The organism is Acidovorax sp. SUPP950, assembly GCF_030158935.1.
Taxonomy (GTDB): Bacteria; Pseudomonadota; Gammaproteobacteria; order Burkholderiales; family Burkholderiaceae_C; genus Paracidovorax.
In genome coordinates this window covers 297,661-313,164 of the sequence record NZ_BQXE01000002.1, presented here as the reverse complement: position 1 = coordinate 313,164, position 15,504 = coordinate 297,661, and the positions used below count along the sequence as shown (strand labels likewise).

The following is a 15,504-nucleotide window of genomic DNA, read 5'->3' as shown; positions in this document are numbered from 1 at the left end:
GCACACATCACGGAGACAAGCATGAACAAACAATGGACCCGTCGCACGCTGTGCGCCGGACTGCTCGCTACTGCATTTGCGCTTCCCTCAGCAGCGCAGCCCGCCGCGCCGTACCCTTCTAAACCCATCGAGCTGATTGTGGCCTACGGTCCTGGTGGAGGTACCGACCTTGTCGCCCGGTTGCTGGCACGGCACCTGGAAAAGCAACTCGAAGGCAGTGTCGTGGTACTCAACCGTCCTGGCGCGGGAGGCGGCATCGGCTTTGGCGAGCTGGCACGCGCGAAGCCTGATGGCTACACCATCGGCTTTATCAACACACCCAATGTGTTGACCATTCCGATTGAGCGCAAGAGCAGTTTCCACTGGAGCGAGTACGACCTGCTTGGCAACCTCGTGGACGACCCGGGCGGCTTCGCGATACACAACACAAACAACATCACCTCGCTGGCGGGCCTGGCGGCCTATTCCAAGGCGAACCCTGGCGCTGTGACTGTTGGCACGACAGGCACCGGATCGGATGACCACCTGGCGATGCTGCTGTTCGAACGCGCTACGGGAACCAAGCTCATGCATGTGCCTTACAAAGGCGCTGGCGAGGTGCGTGCCGCGGCCACGGGCCAGCAAATTGTGATTGGCGCCATCAACATCGGGGAGGTGCTGGCATATCAGAAGGGGGGCACCCCGATCCGACTGCTGGGTCAAATGTCAGCTGAGCGCTCATCCCTGGCGCCACAGGTGCCGACCTTCAAAGAGCAAGGGATTGCCATTGAGTTGGCCTCGCTGCGTGGCCTGGCGGCTCCCAAGGGCTTACCGGAGGCGATCCGCAAGAAACTGGTTGATGCGATTGCCACTATCGCCGCGGACCCTGCGTTCAAGCAGCAGGCCGAAGCCATGTACGCACCTTTGCGATACCTGGGGCCAGCGGCTTATGCGGCCGAACTCGAAGCCACGGAAGCCAACTTTCGCAAACTCTGGGCAGAAATGCCCTGGCAAGACAAACCGTGAAGCGTGGAGTCCGCTTGTCCGCCGAGGCAAACGCGCCACCCCCATTTCCCGGAACACCCTTGAAGGACTCACCACTCAATGGGTTCGCTGCAGGCCTGCAAGCTCCTCGATGAAAGCACACCATGACCACACTGACTCGCCGTCGCTTCTCCGCACTCGCATTGGCGGTTGCGCTGCTACCTCAAATCCACGCCATGGCCCAGGGCGCTCTATCGGCCGGCCCCATCACCATGATCGTGGGCTGGCCTGCCGGAGGCCCCTCCGACAACGTGGCACGGCTCACGGCCGTCCGCATGTCCGAGGCATTGGGCCAATCCATCGTCATCGACAACAAGGGGGGCGCTGGGGGCAACATCGGCAGCGATGCGGCTGCACGCGCGAAGCCGGATGGCAGCACCATCATGCTGGCGACGGTGGCATCGCACGGTCTGAATTCTGCGCTGTACCCGAAACTCAACCATGACCCCATAAAAGACTTCGCACCCATCGGCATGATTACGACATCTCCGAGCGTGCTGCTGGTACCGACCGATTCGCCGTTTCTCTCGGTTGCGGACTTGCTCAAGGCCGCTCAAGCCCGACCAGGCCAGCTCAATTACGGATCAGGCGGCGTCGGCTCCAGTCAGCATCTGGCTGGCGCCAACTTCAAGAAGATCACTGGCGCCGACGTGACCCACATCCCTTACAAGGGAACGGCCCCGGCGATGACCGACCTGATGGCTGGCCGCGTGGATTTCGTTCTGACGACGGGCGCAATGTCCTTCATCCGCTCGGGCAAGCTGCGCCCGCTCGCGGTGGCCGCTCGACAGCGCCTGCCAGCGCTACCCGACGTACCGACTTTCGAGGAAGCCGGGGTGAAGGGGTTCCATACCGACTCCTGGTACGGACTGGTCGCGCCGGCAGGCACGCCGCGTGCAGCGTTGGACAAGCTCAATGCTGCGCTCGCTACCGCCCTGCGCAATCCCGAGGTGCAAAAGCAGTTCCTGGACCAGGGTTCGCTGCCCGTCAAGCCGATGGGCGTCGATGAATTCTGGAGCTTCGTGCAGCAGCAGATGCCATTGGCTGCCGAGCAGGTGCGGGTGTCCGGTGCGAAAGCCGAGTAACTGATAACAAGGACCGCAAGGACCGCCTTCACTCTCGTACTTTGGAGCCCATGCGTTTGCTGGAGCAGATCACTCGTCAGATGCCCACCCGGTCATGGCGCAGATCCAGTGGCTGATCACGGAGTGCGAAGTTTCATGAAGAGCGGCGGCAGGTGCTGCCTGCGCCGACGGGGTGGAAGCCCCGCCCTCGCCCCCGCGTCAATCCAGCGTGACCCGCGCCTCCTGAATCACTTTGGCCCATTTGACCGTTTCCGACGCGATGAAGGCATCGCATTCCTGAGGGGTGGAGCCTTCAGCGAACGTCCCCATGGTCTGCTCCAGCCGCTGCGTCACTTCGGGGCTGCGGACGATGCGCGCCACTTCGTCGGACATGCGCTGCACGATTTCGCGGGGCACGCCGGAAGGCGCGAGCATCGCGGCCCAGGTACTGCCCACCAGGCCAGGGTAGCCCTGCTCGGCAAAGGTCGGGACATCGGGCAAGGCAGGAAGGCGCTTTTCGCTGGCCACCCCGATGAGGCGGATCTTTCCGGCCCTGGCTGGCTGGATCAGGTTGGGCGGTGGATCCAGGAACAGCGGTACCTGCCCACCCATGAGGTCTGCCAGCGCAGGTGAAGCACCTTTGTACGGGATGTGCACCATCTCGGTCTTGGTGATCAGGCGCATCAGCTCGGAGGTGAGGTGGGCGGCAGATCCGTTGCCAGACGACGCGAAGCTCAGCTTGCCTGGATTGGAACGCGCATAGGCCACCAGTTCGGCCGTCGTCTTGAAGGGCGCATTCATCGCTACGGCGGCCACCAGGGGCGACACCCCCATCAGCGACACGCCCACCAAATCCTTCTTCGGGTCATACGGCAGCTTGGGATACAGCGTGGTGTTGGCGGCATAGGCGGCGATGAACACGCCGAAGGTGTAGCCGTCCGGCGCGGCCTTGGCCACGGCGTCCACGCCGATGATGCTGTTGGCGCCCGGCTTGTTGTCCACGATCACCGGCTGGCCCAAGCGCTGTTGCAAGCCCACCTGCAGCAAGCGCGCCATCTGGTCGGTGAAACCGCCCGCAGTGTAAGGAACCACGATCCGAATCGGCTTGCTCGGCCAGGGGACGCTGGCCAAGGCCGGCGCGCTGACAGCCGCTCCGGCGAAACCCGCCGTGGCGGCGAGCAACAGTTGGCGGCGGCGAAGGAATGTGTGCATGTGTGTCTCCTATCTCCAGGAATCAGGGGAAATGACCGGCACACGGCATGGCGTGTGGCTCTGGTCCATAGGTCAGAGCCGGTCCACCAGTTCCGGCACGGCCGTGAACAGGTCGGCCTCCAGGCCGTAGTCGGCCACGCTGAAGATCGGCGCCTCCGGGTCCTTGTTGATCGCCACGATCACCTTGGAGTCCTTCATGCCCGCCAGATGCTGGATCGCGCCCGAGATGCCCGCCGCGATGTACAGCTGCGGCGCCACGATCTTGCCCGTCTGCCCCACCTGCAGGTCGTTGGGCGCGTAGCCCGCATCCACCGCCGCGCGGCTCGCGCCGATCGCCGCACCCAGCTTGTCGGCCAGGGGCGTCATCACTTCGTTGAACTTCTCGCTGCTGCCCAGCGCCCGCCCGCCCGAGACGATGATCTTGGCGGCGGTGAGCTCGGGGCGGTCGCTCTTGGTGACCTCGCGGCCCACGAAGCTGCTCTTGCCCGAATCGGCGGCGGCCTCCTGCTTCTCGACGGCGGCCGAGCCCCCCGTGGCGGCCGCGGCATCGAAGCCGGTGGTGCGCACGGTGATGACCTTGGTCGCATCGCTGCTTTGCACGGTGGCGATGGCGTTGCCGGCGTAGATGGGGCGCTCGAAGGTGTCGGGGCTGTCGACCTTCGTGATGTCGCTGATCTGGGCGACGTCGAGCTTGGCGGCCACGCGGGGGGCCACGTTCTTGCCGCCCGCGGTGGCGGGGAACAGGATGTGGCTGTATTGGCCGGCAATGGCCAGCACCTGGGCGGCGACGTTCTCGGCCAAGCCGTCCTGGAGGCTCGCGCCATCGGCCAGGATGACCTTGCTGACGCCGGCGATCTGCGCGGCGGCCTGGGCGGCGGCATCGGCGCCGCTGCCCGCCACCAGCACGTGCACGTCGCCACCGCAGGCCACGGCGGCCGTGACGGTGTTCAGGGTGGAGGGCTTGATGCTGGCGTTGTCGTGTTCGGCAATTACGAGGGCTGTCATGTTCAGATCACCTTTGCTTCGTTCTTGAGCTTGTCCACCAGGGCGGCCACGTCGGGCACCTTGATGCCGGCGCCGCGCTTCGGCGGTTCGGAGACCTTCAGGGTCTTCAGGCGCGGCTTGACATCGACGCCCAGGTCTTCGGGCTTGACGGTGTCGAGCTGCTTTTTCTTGGCCTTCATGATGTTGGGCAAGGTGACGTAGCGCGGCTCGTTCAGGCGCAGGTCGGTGGTGACCACGGCCGGCAGCGTGAGGGAGATGGTCTCCAGCCCGCCATCGACTTCACGCGTGACGTTGACCTTGTCGCCGCTCACTTCCACCTTGGAGGCGAAGGTGGCCTGCGGCAGGTCGGCGAGCGCGGCGAGCATCTGCCCGGTCTGGTTGGCATCGTCGTCGATGGCCTGCTTGCCCAGGATGATGAGCTGGGGCTGCTCCTTGTCCACCAGCGCCTTCAGGATCTTGGCCACCGCCAGGGGCTGCAGCTCTTCGGTGGTCTCCACCAGGATGGCACGGTCGGCACCGATGGCCATCGCGGTGCGCAGCGTTTCCTGGCACTGCGCGACGCCGCAGGAGACGGCGATGACTTCGGTCACCACGCCCTTTTCCTTCAGGCGCACGGCCTCCTCGACGGCGATCTCGTCAAAGGGGTTCATGCTCATCTTCACGTTCGCGATGTCCACACCCGTGTTGTCCGACTTCACCCGGACCTTCACGTTGTAGTCCACCACGCGCTTGACAGGGACCAGAATTTTCATGGCAGTGTTCTTTCCTGTGTTTAAAGGATGGGTTGAAGGAGTGCTCGGCGGACCACTCCAGCCACGCGCTCGCTGACGGGTGCCTGGACTTCACCCATGAGGCGGACGATGGATTGCTGCACGGATCACTCCGACGCAATGCCTTTGTCTCGGATCAGTTGGCCCCATTTGGCATAGTCTTGCTGAACATGCTTACCCATCTGCGCGGGGTCTTCGAAACGCGCGATGGCGCCAGCGTGCAGCAGCTTCTCCTGCGTTTCTTTTTCAGCCAGGATCTGCTTGACCTCGTTCGCCACCCGGTCCACCACCAGTTTCGGCGTACCGGGTGGTGCAAGCAGTCCGCCCCAGGACACGGCGTCGTAACCCTTGAAGCCTTGCTCGGCGATGGTTGCCACATCCGGCAGCATGCTGACGCGCTGGGGTGAGCCCACGGCGATGGCCCGCAGCTTGCCGGCCTGGATATGCGGAAGTGCAGCGACCAGGTCGGCATACATGATGGGCACCTGGCCGCCGATGGTGTCGGTGATGGCAGGAACGCCGCCCTTGTAGGGCACATGCTGCATATCGAAATGGCCCATCTGCTTGAGCAACTCCATGCTGAGATGGCCAAAGCTGCCGGTCCCGGAACTGGTGTAGTTGAGCGGCGTCTTCTGCGCCTTGGCGTGGGCAATGAGCGTGCGCAGGTCGGTCACGTCCGGCAACTGCGCCGGGTTGACCACCACCACGATGGGCAGGTCATAGACCGTGGCGACGGGGGTGAAATCCTTCACCGTGTCGTAACTCAGCTTCTTGTAGAGATGCGGGGCCAGCAAGGTCGGAGTGGCCAGCATCATGAAGGTGTAGCCATCCGGGTCGGCCTTGGCCACCTGGGAGGCGGCGATGGAGCCCGAGGCACCAGGACGGTTGTCCACCACTACGGACTGCTTCAACCGGTCGGCCAGCTTCTGCCCGACGATGCGCGAAGCCGTGTCCGTGGGCCCCCCTGCCGGAAAAGGCACCACCAGCTTGATCATCTTGGTCGGCCAGACGGCCGCCGCTTGCTGCGCGCTGGCGCTCCCGAAAAGCCAGGGGGCGGCGGCCAGCGCCAGAAGGGTGTTCCGGCGCGTGCAGGCAAGAAACGTTTTGTGAGGCAAAGGCATGGTGTTTCCCGTCAATCCATAGGTCAGTCATTGCAGGGGCAGCCACTGACTCGTTGCTGAGCTGCGGCCGCCAGGTTTCAGTCGAGCTTGGCGCCAGCTTCGTCGACCAAAGCCTTCCAGACAGGCATGTCGCGCTGGTAGTTCTCGCGAAAGGCTTCCGGGCTGTTCATCAGGGGCATGAAGCCGGCCCCAACGGTGCGCTCCAGCACCTTCGGGTCCTTGGCGATCTCGCGCAGGTGGCCGTAGAGCTGGTCCACGATCTCCTTGGGCAGTCCGGCAGGGGCACCCATGGCCACCCAGCCGAAGATGGCATACGCATCGTCCGGCACCCCCTGCTCGTAGATGGAGGGCAGCGTGGGCAGAATGTCCATGCGCTGCTTGCCCGTCACGCCGATGGCCTTCAGGCGGCCCGCATCGATGAAGGGCTTGGTGTTCAGCGCACTGGAGAAGCACAGCTGCAGCTGGCCGCCGATCAGCTCCTGGATCATGGGTGCCTCGCCCTTGTAAGCCACGTGGGTCATGTCAGCGTCCATCGTCTTGCTCATGTAGGCCCCGGCCAGGTGCGCGTAGGAACCCACGCCCCAGGAACCGTACGAGAGCTTGCCCTTGTGGGCCTTCACGTAGGCCAGCAACTCTTTCATATTGCTCGCGGGCACCGACGGGTGCACCACCAGCGTGACGGGCGCTGCCGCGATCTGGGTGATGGGCGTGATGTCCTTCTGCGGGTCGTAGGGCAGCTTGGTGTACAGAAACTGGTTGATCAGCATCGATGTGCTGAGCGATACCAGCAGGGTGTGCCCGTCCGGTGCGGCCTTGGCGACTGCGTCGGTACCCAGGATGCCGGCGGCACCACCCCGGTTGTCCACCACCACGGGCTGGCCCACGCGTTTTTCCAGCGCTTCGCCCACCGTGCGGGCGATGATGTCCGTCGCCCCCCCGGCGTTGAAGGGCACGATCAGCCGGATGGGCTTGGTCGGCCAGGCTGCTTTGGCGGTTTGCGCTGCGGCCTGGCCAAGCAGGCTGGTGCCCCCCAGCGCCGCCAGCCCCTGAAGCAGGTTGCGGCGGTTGTATTGGATTCCCATAGCGTTGTCTCCTGGATCAGTGCGATCGTCGTCAAGGGATGAAAACGGCCCCATGCACCATCTGATGCGGTGTTTTCGCAAGGGACCGGGCGGTGAAATGGAAGGCCTTCAGGCCGGTGGCGAATCGTCCGGCAGGGTCAGCACGCCGCGCTGCTGCAGTTGCTGCAGTTCGGCGTCGCTCATCGACAGCAGGCGGTGCAGCACCTCGCGTGTGCCCTCGCCCAGCGTGGGCGGCGCGCTGCGGATGGGCAGGCGCTGGCCGTCCATGCGGTAAGGAGGTGCAAAGACGGGCGTGGTTCCGACCACGGGGTGCGGCATGTCGCGCAGCAGGCCGCTGCGGCGAGTTCTCTCGCTGGTCAGCGCCTCATGCAACCCCGTCACACGGCCGCAGGGAATGCCGGCGGCCGTGAGGCGCTCCAGCAGCAGATCGCGCGGGAAGGCATGGATCAGTGCCTTCAACAAGGGGCCCAGTTCAACGCGGTTCCTGGCCCGGTTCACGTTGGTGGAAAAGCGCGGGTCTTCCACGATGTCGGGCCGCTCGATGACCTGGCGGCAGAACTTGTCGAACTGCGCGTTGTTGCCTACGGCGATGATCAACGGACCATCGGCCGCGTCGTACATGCCGTAGGGAACGATGGATGGGTGCGCATTGCCGTAGCGCTCCGGATCGCGGCCCAGCTGCATGGCGTCGAGGCCGTAGTAGCCTGTGACCATGATGCCGCAGTCGTACAAAGCCATTTCGATGAGCCGGCCGTGCCCAGTGCGCTCCCGGCGAAACAGCGCCGCCAACACGGCCTGCGCGGCGTACATGCCGGTCATCAGGTCCACCACAGCCACGCCGAATTTCAGCGGTGGCTGCGTGGCCTCGCCGTTGAGCGCCATCAGGCCCGTCTCGCCCTGGATCACCAAGTCGTAGCCAGGGCGTTTGGCCTCCGGGCCGCTGCTGTCGTAGCCAGCCACTGCGCAATAGATCAGGCCAGGCCGCAGCGCCTTCAACTGCTCGTAGCCCAGGCCCAGCTTCTCGGCCCCACCGGTCTTGAAATTGTGGATGACGACATCGAACTGCGGCAGTAGGTCACGGATGATCTGCAGGCCCTCGGGGCTTTGCAGATCCATCGTAATGGACCGTTTGTTGCGGTTCATGCTGTTGTAGTAAGTGGTCTCGGTCTTGCCGATGCGCAAGCCCCAGTCGCGCGTGTCATCGCCGCGGCCCGGGTGCTCGACCTTGATGACCTCGGCGCCGAAATCGGCCAGCACCTGGCCGCACAGCGGCCCGGCGAACACGCGCGACAGATCGAGCACGCGCACGCCTTCCAGCGGAAAATCGATGTCCTGTGACGGGTCTGGGGCGGTCATGGTGTTGTCTCCTGTGTTGGTCGTAGTGGGCATGCGTGCGTCAGTCCGCACCGCGCAGCGGTGCGAAGTCCGGCGTGCGCTTTTCCAGGAACGCGCCGATACCCTCGCGCGACTCTTCGGTGGCTTGCGACATCACCATGAAGCGGGCTTCACTTTCCAGCTGTTCCTCCAGCGACGCATGGGGCGCAGTACGGCACAAGGCCTTGATGCGTGCCATCGCCCGTTGCGGACCGTCCGCCACGCTGGTGGCCAGTGCCACAGCACCTGCCAGAGCCTTGCCCGGTTCGACCAGGCGGTTGACCGCACCCAGGGCATGCAGGCGTTCGCCCGACAGACGCTCGCCCGTCAGGCACAACTCGGTCAGCACCTGACGGGAAACGAACTCGGCCAGGAACGCCGTCGCACCGCCGTCGGGAGTGAGGCCGACCTTCACATAGGCCACGGAGAACACGGCATCGCGCGCCGCCACCAGCATGTCACACGCCAGGGCGAGGGACAGGCCAGCACCCGCGGCGGCGCCCTCCACTGCAGCGATCACGGGCTTCTCGCAGTCGCGCACGGCGCGGATGAGGTCGTGCAGGCCTTCGAGCTTCTCGCGTCGCTGTTCGACGCTCAACTCACGCCGTTTGGCCAACTGCCTCAGGTCGCCACCCGCGCAGAAATGGCCGCCCTCTCCGGTCAGCACGACAGCGCCCACCGAGGGATCGGTCTGCGCGTCAGCCAAGGCCTGCGTCAGCGCGGCGTAGAAGGCGGGCGACAGCGCATTGCGCGCGCCCGTGTTGTTGTTGCTCAGCACCAGCACGGCGCCATCGCGCCGCTGCAGCAAAGGCGGGGTGGTCTCTGTCATGGCCGTCCTTTCGAGGAATCAGCGGATGCCGCGCCCAGAGCGATGAACCGGGCCAGGTGGTGGTCTTCGTCGCCGAACTGATGGTCGATCAGCACCAGGCGCTTGGCGTAGTGCGACAGGGGCAACTCCCAGGTCATGCCGATACCGCCGTGCAGTTGGATGCTTTCCTCCGCGACCAGCGCGCCCACATAGCCTGCGGTGTACTTGGCAGCCGACAAAGTGCGTTCGCGCGCCCCGCCCCGCGCGTTGTCGATGGCGTCGGCCGCGTTGATGACGGCCGAACGCATCTGCTCTACCTCCAGCAACAGGTCGGCCATGCGGTGCTGGAGGGCCTGGAAGGTGCCGATGGCCACGCCGAACTGCTTGCGCGTTTGCAGATACTCCAGAGTGCTCTGCTTGGCCACATCCATGGCCCCCAGGGCTTCGGCCGCCAGTGCCAGCAGCGCATAGCCCTGCACGAGCTCTAGCAGCGCGTAGCCCTCCCCTTCCTGGCCCACTAGCGCTTCGGAGCCAAGCTGCACATCGGTGAACGTCAGTTCAGCCGCACGGCCGCCGTCAATCCGGCTGTAGCCGCGTTTGGCGATGCCAGCCGCACTGCCATCTACCAGGAACAGGCTGATGCCGGCGGTGTCGAACGGGCTGCCCGCCGTGCGTGTGGAAACCAGCAGCAGATCGGCCTTTCCACCAAATGCCACCACCGACTTGGCACCGTTCAGCACCCAGCCCTGGGCGGTCTTGACAGCTGTCGCCGAGACATTGGAAAGCTCGTAGTGGCTGCCGGGTTCGTCGTGGGCCAAAGCAGCGACCACGCCACCGGCGGCAATGTCTTGCACCCTGGCTTTCTGCGCCTCGGTGCCCGCCGCGATCAGCGCCTGGCCCACGACCAGGGCCCCCAGCAGGGGCTCAGCCACCAAGCCTCTGCCCAGGGCTTCGAACACCACGCTGATGTCGAAACCTCCGCCGCCAAATCCTCCTGCGGCTTCGGGAAACAAAGCACCGATGGCGCCCAGCTCTGCGAACTGGGCATAAAGGGCGGAGCTGTGGCCCTCGTCGCCATAGGCGAGCTGGTTGCGGCGCTCCATGCCGTACTGCTCGGCGATGAAGCGGTTCAGGCTGTCCGCCAGCATGCGGCGGTCTTCGGTGTGTACGAAGTTCATAGGAAGCTCTTTCTCAATCCATGGGGCCCGAAAGCGGCCACCGCGCAGGTCGTCTCCTCGCAAGGGGCAGGCGCTAAACGACTCAAGGGGTCTTGCATGGCTACAGGCCGAGAATCATCTTGGAGATGATGTTCTTCTGGATTTCATTGGAGCCGCCGAAGATCGACAGCTTGCGGTAGTTGAAGTAGTTGGCGGCGGCCGTTGCAGCCTCCTGCGGGCCCACCGGCGCTTGCGTGTAGCCCTCGTACTGCGCTTCCTCGATGAAAGGGGCGGCATAAGGGCCCATGGCGCGGCGGATCAGCGAGAGGATCTCCTGGCGGATCTCGGTGCCGCGGATCTTGAGCATGGAGCTTTCCGCGCCCGGCACCCCGCCGCCGGCCACGGCGGCAATCACACGCAGGTTGGTGGTCTTCATGTTCTCCAGGTCGATCTCGACGCGGGCCATGCGCGCGGCGAACAGCGGGTCCCGGTCGATGGGCCTGCCGTTCTTTTGCACCTTGGCAGCGATGATCTTGAGCTTGGCCAGGGCCGAGATGCAAAAACCCACGCCCGCGATGCCCGTGCGCTCATAGGTCAACAGGTACTTGGCATAGGTCCAACCCTTGTTCTCCTCGCCTACCAGGTTGTCCACGGGCACCTTCACGTCGGTGAAGAAGACTTCGTTGACCTCGTGATCGCCGTCCAGTGTGCGGATCGGGCGCAACTCCACGCCGGGACTGTTCATGTCCACCAGCAGGAAGCTGATGCCGGCCTGGGCCTTGGCTTCGCGTTGGGTGCGCACCAGGCAGAAGATCATGTTGGCGTGCTGGCCCTGGGTGGTCCAGGTCTTCTGGCCGTTGACGACGTAATGGTCGCCCTGCCGCACCGCCATGGTCTTGACCGAGGCCAGGTCCGAGCCCGCGCCGGGCTCGGAATAGCCCTGGCACCACCAGTCGGCGCCGCTCAGGATGCGCGGCAGCCAGTAACGCTTCTGCGCTTCATTGCCGTACTTGATGAGTACCGGGCCCAGCATGCTCACGCCGAACGGCACGATGCGCGGGCCACCGGCCAGTGCGCATTCGGTATCGAAGATGAACTTCTCGACCGCGCTCCAGCCCGGGCCGCCGTGCTCCTGCGGCCAGTGGTTGGCCAGCCAGCCGCGCGCGTTCAGGATGGCGTGCCACTCCTCCTGGTCGGCCTTGGTCAGTCGCTGTCCGGCCTTGACCTTGGTAGCGATGCGCACCGGCAACTCGGCCTTCAGGAAGGCTTGCACTTCGGTGCGGAAGGCTTCTTCCTGCGGTGTGAATTGGAGATCCATTTGCTATTTCCTCAGTCATCCCTGGAACCAAGCGCCTTTCGCCCCTGCCGGGGAGACGGCGCACAGCGATTCAGGGGCATCAATACATCTCGAACAGGCCGGCCGCTCCCATGCCGCCAGCGATGCACATGGTCACCACGCCGTACTTCGCCTTGCGGCGCCGGCCTTCGAGCAGGATATGGCCGGCCAGGCGCGCGCCCGTCATACCGAAAGGATGGCCGATGGAGATGGCTCCCCCATTGACATTCAGGCGTTCCATGGGAATGCCCAGTTGCCGCTGGCAGTACAGGGCCTGCGAGGCGAAGGCTTCGTTCAGCTCCCACAGCCCGATGTCATCCATCGTGAGCCCATGGCGCTTCAGGAGCTTCGGCACTGCGAACACCGGGCCGATGCCCATCTCGTCCGGTTCGCAGCCCGCCACGGCCATGCCTCGAAAGACGCCCAGGGGCTGCAGGCCCAGGCGTTCGGCCTGCCTGGATTCCATCAGCACGCAAGCGCTGGATCCATCGGACAGCTGCGAGGCATTGCCGGCTGTCACGAAGTGGCCCTCGCCTCTGACGGGTTCAAGTTTGGCCAGCCCCTCCAGCGTGGTGCCGGGGCGGTTGCAATTGTCCCGGGTGGCGATCACGTCGCGGTAGGTGACCTCCCCGGAGTCTTTGTTCTTCTCGGCCATGCGTGCGGCGCAGGCGATGATTTCCTCGGCGAACACGCCCTTGTCTTGCGCGGCGGCGGTGCGTTGCTGGCTCTGCAGCGAGAAGGCGTCCTGGTCTTCGCGCGTGATGCCATAGCGCTGGGCCACCATGTCGGCCGTGTCGATCATGGCCATGAACAACTCGGGCTTGCACTCCACCAGCCAGGGGTCCAGGTCGGCCGGGGTGCCCAGGGCGCGCGCGCCCGAGATGCTTTCCACCCCGCCAGCGATCATGGCATCCACGCCTTCGGCAACGATACGGCCGGCAGCGATGGACAGCGCCTGCAGACCCGAAGCGCAGAAACGCGTGACCGTGGTGCCAGCGATAGACAGCGGCAGCTCGGCCCGCAACACCGTTTGGCGGCCCAGATTCTTGCCCTGCATGCCCTCGGGATTGCCGCAACCCAGGATGAGGTCCTCGATCATCCCAGGGTCGATACCCGCGCGCTCCACGGCGGCCTTGACCGAATACGCCGCCAACTGGGGCGCAGGGGTGGCGTTGAACTCGCCGCGGTGGGACTTGGCCAGGGGCGTGCGGGCGGTGGAAACGATGACGGCTTCGCGCATTTTTTTCTCTTGTCTCGGTGGGTGGTTCACTGCGTTTTCAGTAGCGGCTTGCGCTGGCGCCACGGAAGACCCAGCGCCAAAGGCATCTGAATCTGCCGACAGTCCAACAGCAAACGCTCTCAGTTTTGATTTCGACCGACAGCGCCCGTCTCAGGCCTTTGCCACAGCTTGGTTCAGGCTGTCGAAGTTCCGGCCTTCGGCCACCAGCTTTTCCAGCAATGGCGCAGGCTGCCAGAACAGCGGGTCCTCCTTCGCGAACTCGCGGATGTCTGCCAGGATGGCGTCCAACCCCACCATGTCGGCGTACTTCATCGGTCCGCCGCGAAAACGCGGGAACCCGTAGCCCGACAGGAAGGTCACGTCCACATCCAGCGGGCGCAGGGCGATGCCCTCGTCCACGACCTTGGCGCCTTCGTTGACCATCGCGGCCATGTAGCGGCGAACGATCTCTTCCGGGGTGAAGCTGCGCGGCGTGATGCCTTTCCTGGCGCGCTCGGCATCGACGATGGCCAGCACCTCGGAGTCGGGCTGGCCCGCGCGGGCGCCCTGTGGGCACACATAAAAGCCCCGGCCTGTCTTCTGACCGAACCAGCCGCGCTCGCAAATTCGGTCGGCGATCTCCACATAGCGGGCCTTCGGGTCGCGCGTAGCAGCGCGGCGCTTGCGCGTCGCCCAGCCGATGTCGCCACCCGCCAGGTCGGTCACCTGGAAAGGGCCCATGGGGTAGCCGAAGCCGCGCAACGCAGCGTCGATCTCATAGGGCGAAGCGCCGTCTTCCATCAGGAAGTCGGCGGCCTGCTTGTACACCGCCAAGATGCGGTTGCCGATGAAGCCATCGCACACGCCAGCGCGCACCGGAGTCTTCTTCATGCGCTTGGCCAATTCGAAGGCCGTCGTCACTACGTCGGGGGCGACCCGGGCCGGCACCACGATTTCCAGGAGCTTCATGATGTTGGCCGGGCTGAAGAAGTGCAGACCGATCACATCCTGCGGGCGCGAGGTGGCCGCCGCAATGGCATCGATGTCGAGGTACGAGGTATTGGTGGCCAGCACCGCACCGGGCTTGCAGACACGGTCCAGCTCTTTGAACACGGCCTTCTTGACTTCGATGTCCTCGAACACGGCCTCGATCACCAGGTCCACCGCCTGGATGTCTTCATAGCGGGTGGTCGGCACGTAGCGTGCCAGGATGGAAGCCTTGGCCTCGTCACTCATGCGGCCCTTGGCGATCAGGCCGTCATAGACTTTTTCCACATTGGCCTGGCCCCGCGCGATGGCCTCGGCATCACGCTCCAACATCACCACCGAGAATCCGGCATCGAGTGCAGACACTGCAATGCCCGCGCCCATGGTGCCGCCCCCGATGACGGCGATCCGATCGACAGTGCGCGGCGCTGCGGCCCGGGCCTCGGGGATCTTGGCAGTCTCGCGCTCGGCAAAAAACGCATGAATGAGGCCAGCGCGCTGTGGGCTGTTCAGGCACTCCACGAACAGCGCGCGCTCCTTGGCCAGTCCCTCGTCGAACGGCAAGTCGACTGCGGCGCGCACGCATTCGACGATCTTCGAGGGTGAAAACAAGCCTCGGCTCTTTTTGGCCGTGTCGATTGCCAACGCGTCCAGATCGGCCAGCGCCGCAGCCGCGTCCGGAATGGGCAGGTCGCGCGTGCGGCGCACCGGAGCGTTCTGGGCCAGCAAGGCGTTGGCAAAGGCCAAGCCTGCAGCCGTGGCATCGGAGCCCTCCACGCACTGGTCCAACAGGCCTGCGGCCAGCGCCGCCCGTGCCGACATGGGCTTGCCGCTCAGCATCAGTTCGGCTGCGGCCTTGGCACCCATCAGGCGCGGCGCACGCTGCGTGCCTCCAGCGCCTGGCAGCAGGCCCAGGTTCACTTCGGGCAGGCCCAATTGCGCACCACCGGCAGCGTTGTGCAAGCCCAGGCGGTAATGGGCCGCCAGCGCCACCTCCAGCCCTCCGCCCAGCGCAGCACCATGGATGGCAGCGACGACCGGCTTGGTGCACGCCTCGATCCGTGCACAGACTTCAGGCAGCGACGGCAGCACGGCAGGCTGGCCGAATTCACGGATATCGGCACCAGCGATGAACGCCTTGCCCTCGCCCACGATCAGCACGGCCTTCACCGCTGCGCTGGCTTCGGCCTGCGCCACCGCAGCCAACAGGCCCTGGCGCACGGCGGCGCCCAAGGCGTTGACGGGCGGATTGTGGATGCCGACCACCAGCACATCGCCTTGTTGGCGGGTTTGAACGACGGAAGCCGCTGCCTCACGGGTCATGCGTTTGTCTCCTTTGTTATGAA

13 protein-coding genes are annotated in these 15,504 nt (G+C 65.0%); 2 read left to right on the top strand and 11 right to left on the bottom strand.

Annotated elements, in window-relative coordinates:
• The first annotated feature begins 21 nt into the window (after positions 1–21).
• Together AVME950_RS10670 and AVME950_RS10665 are read left to right on the top strand one after the other, a co-directional pair.
• Positions 22–1,005 (top strand): Bug family tripartite tricarboxylate transporter substrate binding protein, encoded by a 984-nt coding sequence (locus AVME950_RS10670; RefSeq protein WP_284429803.1) that lies wholly within the window; start codon positions 22–24, stop codon positions 1,003–1,005.
• 122 nt (positions 1,006–1,127) lie between these two features.
• Positions 1,128–2,108 (top strand): Bug family tripartite tricarboxylate transporter substrate binding protein, encoded by a 981-nt coding sequence (locus AVME950_RS10665; RefSeq protein WP_284429802.1) that lies wholly within the window; start codon positions 1,128–1,130, stop codon positions 2,106–2,108.
• A gap of 198 nt (positions 2,109–2,306) precedes the next feature.
• Here the strand turns inward: AVME950_RS10665 and AVME950_RS10660 are convergent, their stop codons facing one another.
• The 11 genes from AVME950_RS10660 to AVME950_RS10610 form a co-directional block, all read right to left on the bottom strand.
• Positions 2,307–3,299: a tripartite tricarboxylate transporter substrate binding protein gene (locus AVME950_RS10660; RefSeq protein WP_284429801.1), complete on the bottom strand. Its 993-nt coding sequence runs from the start codon at positions 3,297–3,299 to the stop codon at positions 2,307–2,309.
• A gap of 72 nt (positions 3,300–3,371) precedes the next feature.
• Positions 3,372–4,304 (bottom strand): electron transfer flavoprotein subunit alpha/FixB family protein, encoded by a 933-nt coding sequence (locus tag AVME950_RS10655; protein WP_284429800.1) that lies wholly within the window; start codon positions 4,302–4,304, stop codon positions 3,372–3,374.
• A gap of 2 nt (positions 4,305–4,306) precedes the next feature.
• Positions 4,307–5,056 (bottom strand): electron transfer flavoprotein subunit beta/FixA family protein, encoded by a 750-nt coding sequence (locus tag AVME950_RS10650; protein WP_284404994.1) that lies wholly within the window; start codon positions 5,054–5,056, stop codon positions 4,307–4,309.
• 125 nt (positions 5,057–5,181) lie between these two features.
• Complete coding sequence (locus AVME950_RS10645) at positions 5,182–6,195, bottom strand: tripartite tricarboxylate transporter substrate binding protein (RefSeq protein ID WP_284429799.1); 1,014 nt, start codon at positions 6,193–6,195, stop codon at positions 5,182–5,184.
• 77 nt (positions 6,196–6,272) lie between these two features.
• A complete protein-coding gene (locus AVME950_RS10640; protein WP_284429798.1) occupies positions 6,273–7,277 on the bottom strand; it encodes a Bug family tripartite tricarboxylate transporter substrate binding protein in 1,005 nt (334 codons plus the stop codon).
• A 108-nt stretch (positions 7,278–7,385) separates the two neighbouring features.
• Positions 7,386–8,633, bottom strand: a complete 1,248-nt coding sequence (locus AVME950_RS10635) for a CaiB/BaiF CoA transferase family protein (RefSeq protein ID WP_284429797.1) — start codon at positions 8,631–8,633, stop codon at positions 7,386–7,388.
• Between the two features lie 40 nt (positions 8,634–8,673).
• Positions 8,674–9,480: an oxepin-CoA hydrolase, alternative type gene (locus AVME950_RS10630; RefSeq protein ID WP_284429796.1), complete on the bottom strand. Its 807-nt coding sequence runs from the start codon at positions 9,478–9,480 to the stop codon at positions 8,674–8,676.
• Complete coding sequence (locus AVME950_RS10625; protein ID WP_284429795.1) at positions 9,477–10,637, bottom strand: acyl-CoA dehydrogenase family protein; 1,161 nt, start codon at positions 10,635–10,637, stop codon at positions 9,477–9,479. The genes AVME950_RS10630 and AVME950_RS10625 overlap by 4 nt, the downstream gene beginning before the upstream one ends.
• Positions 10,638–10,737: 100 nt before the next feature.
• Complete coding sequence (locus AVME950_RS10620) at positions 10,738–11,934, bottom strand: acyl-CoA dehydrogenase family protein (protein WP_284429794.1); 1,197 nt, start codon at positions 11,932–11,934, stop codon at positions 10,738–10,740.
• A 79-nt stretch (positions 11,935–12,013) separates the two neighbouring features.
• Positions 12,014–13,192 (bottom strand): acetyl-CoA C-acyltransferase, encoded by a 1,179-nt coding sequence (locus AVME950_RS10615; protein WP_284429793.1) that lies wholly within the window; start codon positions 13,190–13,192, stop codon positions 12,014–12,016.
• Positions 13,193–13,342: 150 nt separating this feature from the next.
• Entirely contained in the window at positions 13,343–15,481 is a 2,139-nt protein-coding gene (locus tag AVME950_RS10610; RefSeq protein ID WP_284429792.1) for a 3-hydroxyacyl-CoA dehydrogenase NAD-binding domain-containing protein, read from the bottom strand.
• Positions 15,482–15,504: the final 23 nt, after the last annotated feature.

Coding starts and splice junctions, on each gene's coding strand:
- AVME950_RS10670 (WP_284429803.1), top strand. CDS start 22: ATGAACAAACAATGGACCCGTCGCACGCTGTGCGCCGGACTGCTCGCT.
- AVME950_RS10665 (WP_284429802.1), top strand. CDS start 1,128: ATGACCACACTGACTCGCCGTCGCTTCTCCGCACTCGCATTGGCGGTT.
- AVME950_RS10660 (WP_284429801.1), bottom strand. CDS start 3,299: ATGCACACATTCCTTCGCCGCCGCCAACTGTTGCTCGCCGCCACGGCG.
- AVME950_RS10655 (WP_284429800.1), bottom strand. CDS start 4,304: ATGACAGCCCTCGTAATTGCCGAACACGACAACGCCAGCATCAAGCCC.
- AVME950_RS10650 (WP_284404994.1), bottom strand. CDS start 5,056: ATGAAAATTCTGGTCCCTGTCAAGCGCGTGGTGGACTACAACGTGAAG.
- AVME950_RS10645 (WP_284429799.1), bottom strand. CDS start 6,195: ATGCCTTTGCCTCACAAAACGTTTCTTGCCTGCACGCGCCGGAACACC.
- AVME950_RS10640 (WP_284429798.1), bottom strand. CDS start 7,277: ATGGGAATCCAATACAACCGCCGCAACCTGCTTCAGGGGCTGGCGGCG.
- AVME950_RS10635 (WP_284429797.1), bottom strand. CDS start 8,633: ATGACCGCCCCAGACCCGTCACAGGACATCGATTTTCCGCTGGAAGGC.
- AVME950_RS10630 (WP_284429796.1), bottom strand. CDS start 9,480: ATGACAGAGACCACCCCGCCTTTGCTGCAGCGGCGCGATGGCGCCGTG.
- AVME950_RS10625 (WP_284429795.1), bottom strand. CDS start 10,637: ATGAACTTCGTACACACCGAAGACCGCCGCATGCTGGCGGACAGCCTG.
- AVME950_RS10620 (WP_284429794.1), bottom strand. CDS start 11,934: ATGGATCTCCAATTCACACCGCAGGAAGAAGCCTTCCGCACCGAAGTG.
- AVME950_RS10615 (WP_284429793.1), bottom strand. CDS start 13,192: ATGCGCGAAGCCGTCATCGTTTCCACCGCCCGCACGCCCCTGGCCAAG.
- AVME950_RS10610 (WP_284429792.1), bottom strand. CDS start 15,481: ATGACCCGTGAGGCAGCGGCTTCCGTCGTTCAAACCCGCCAACAAGGC.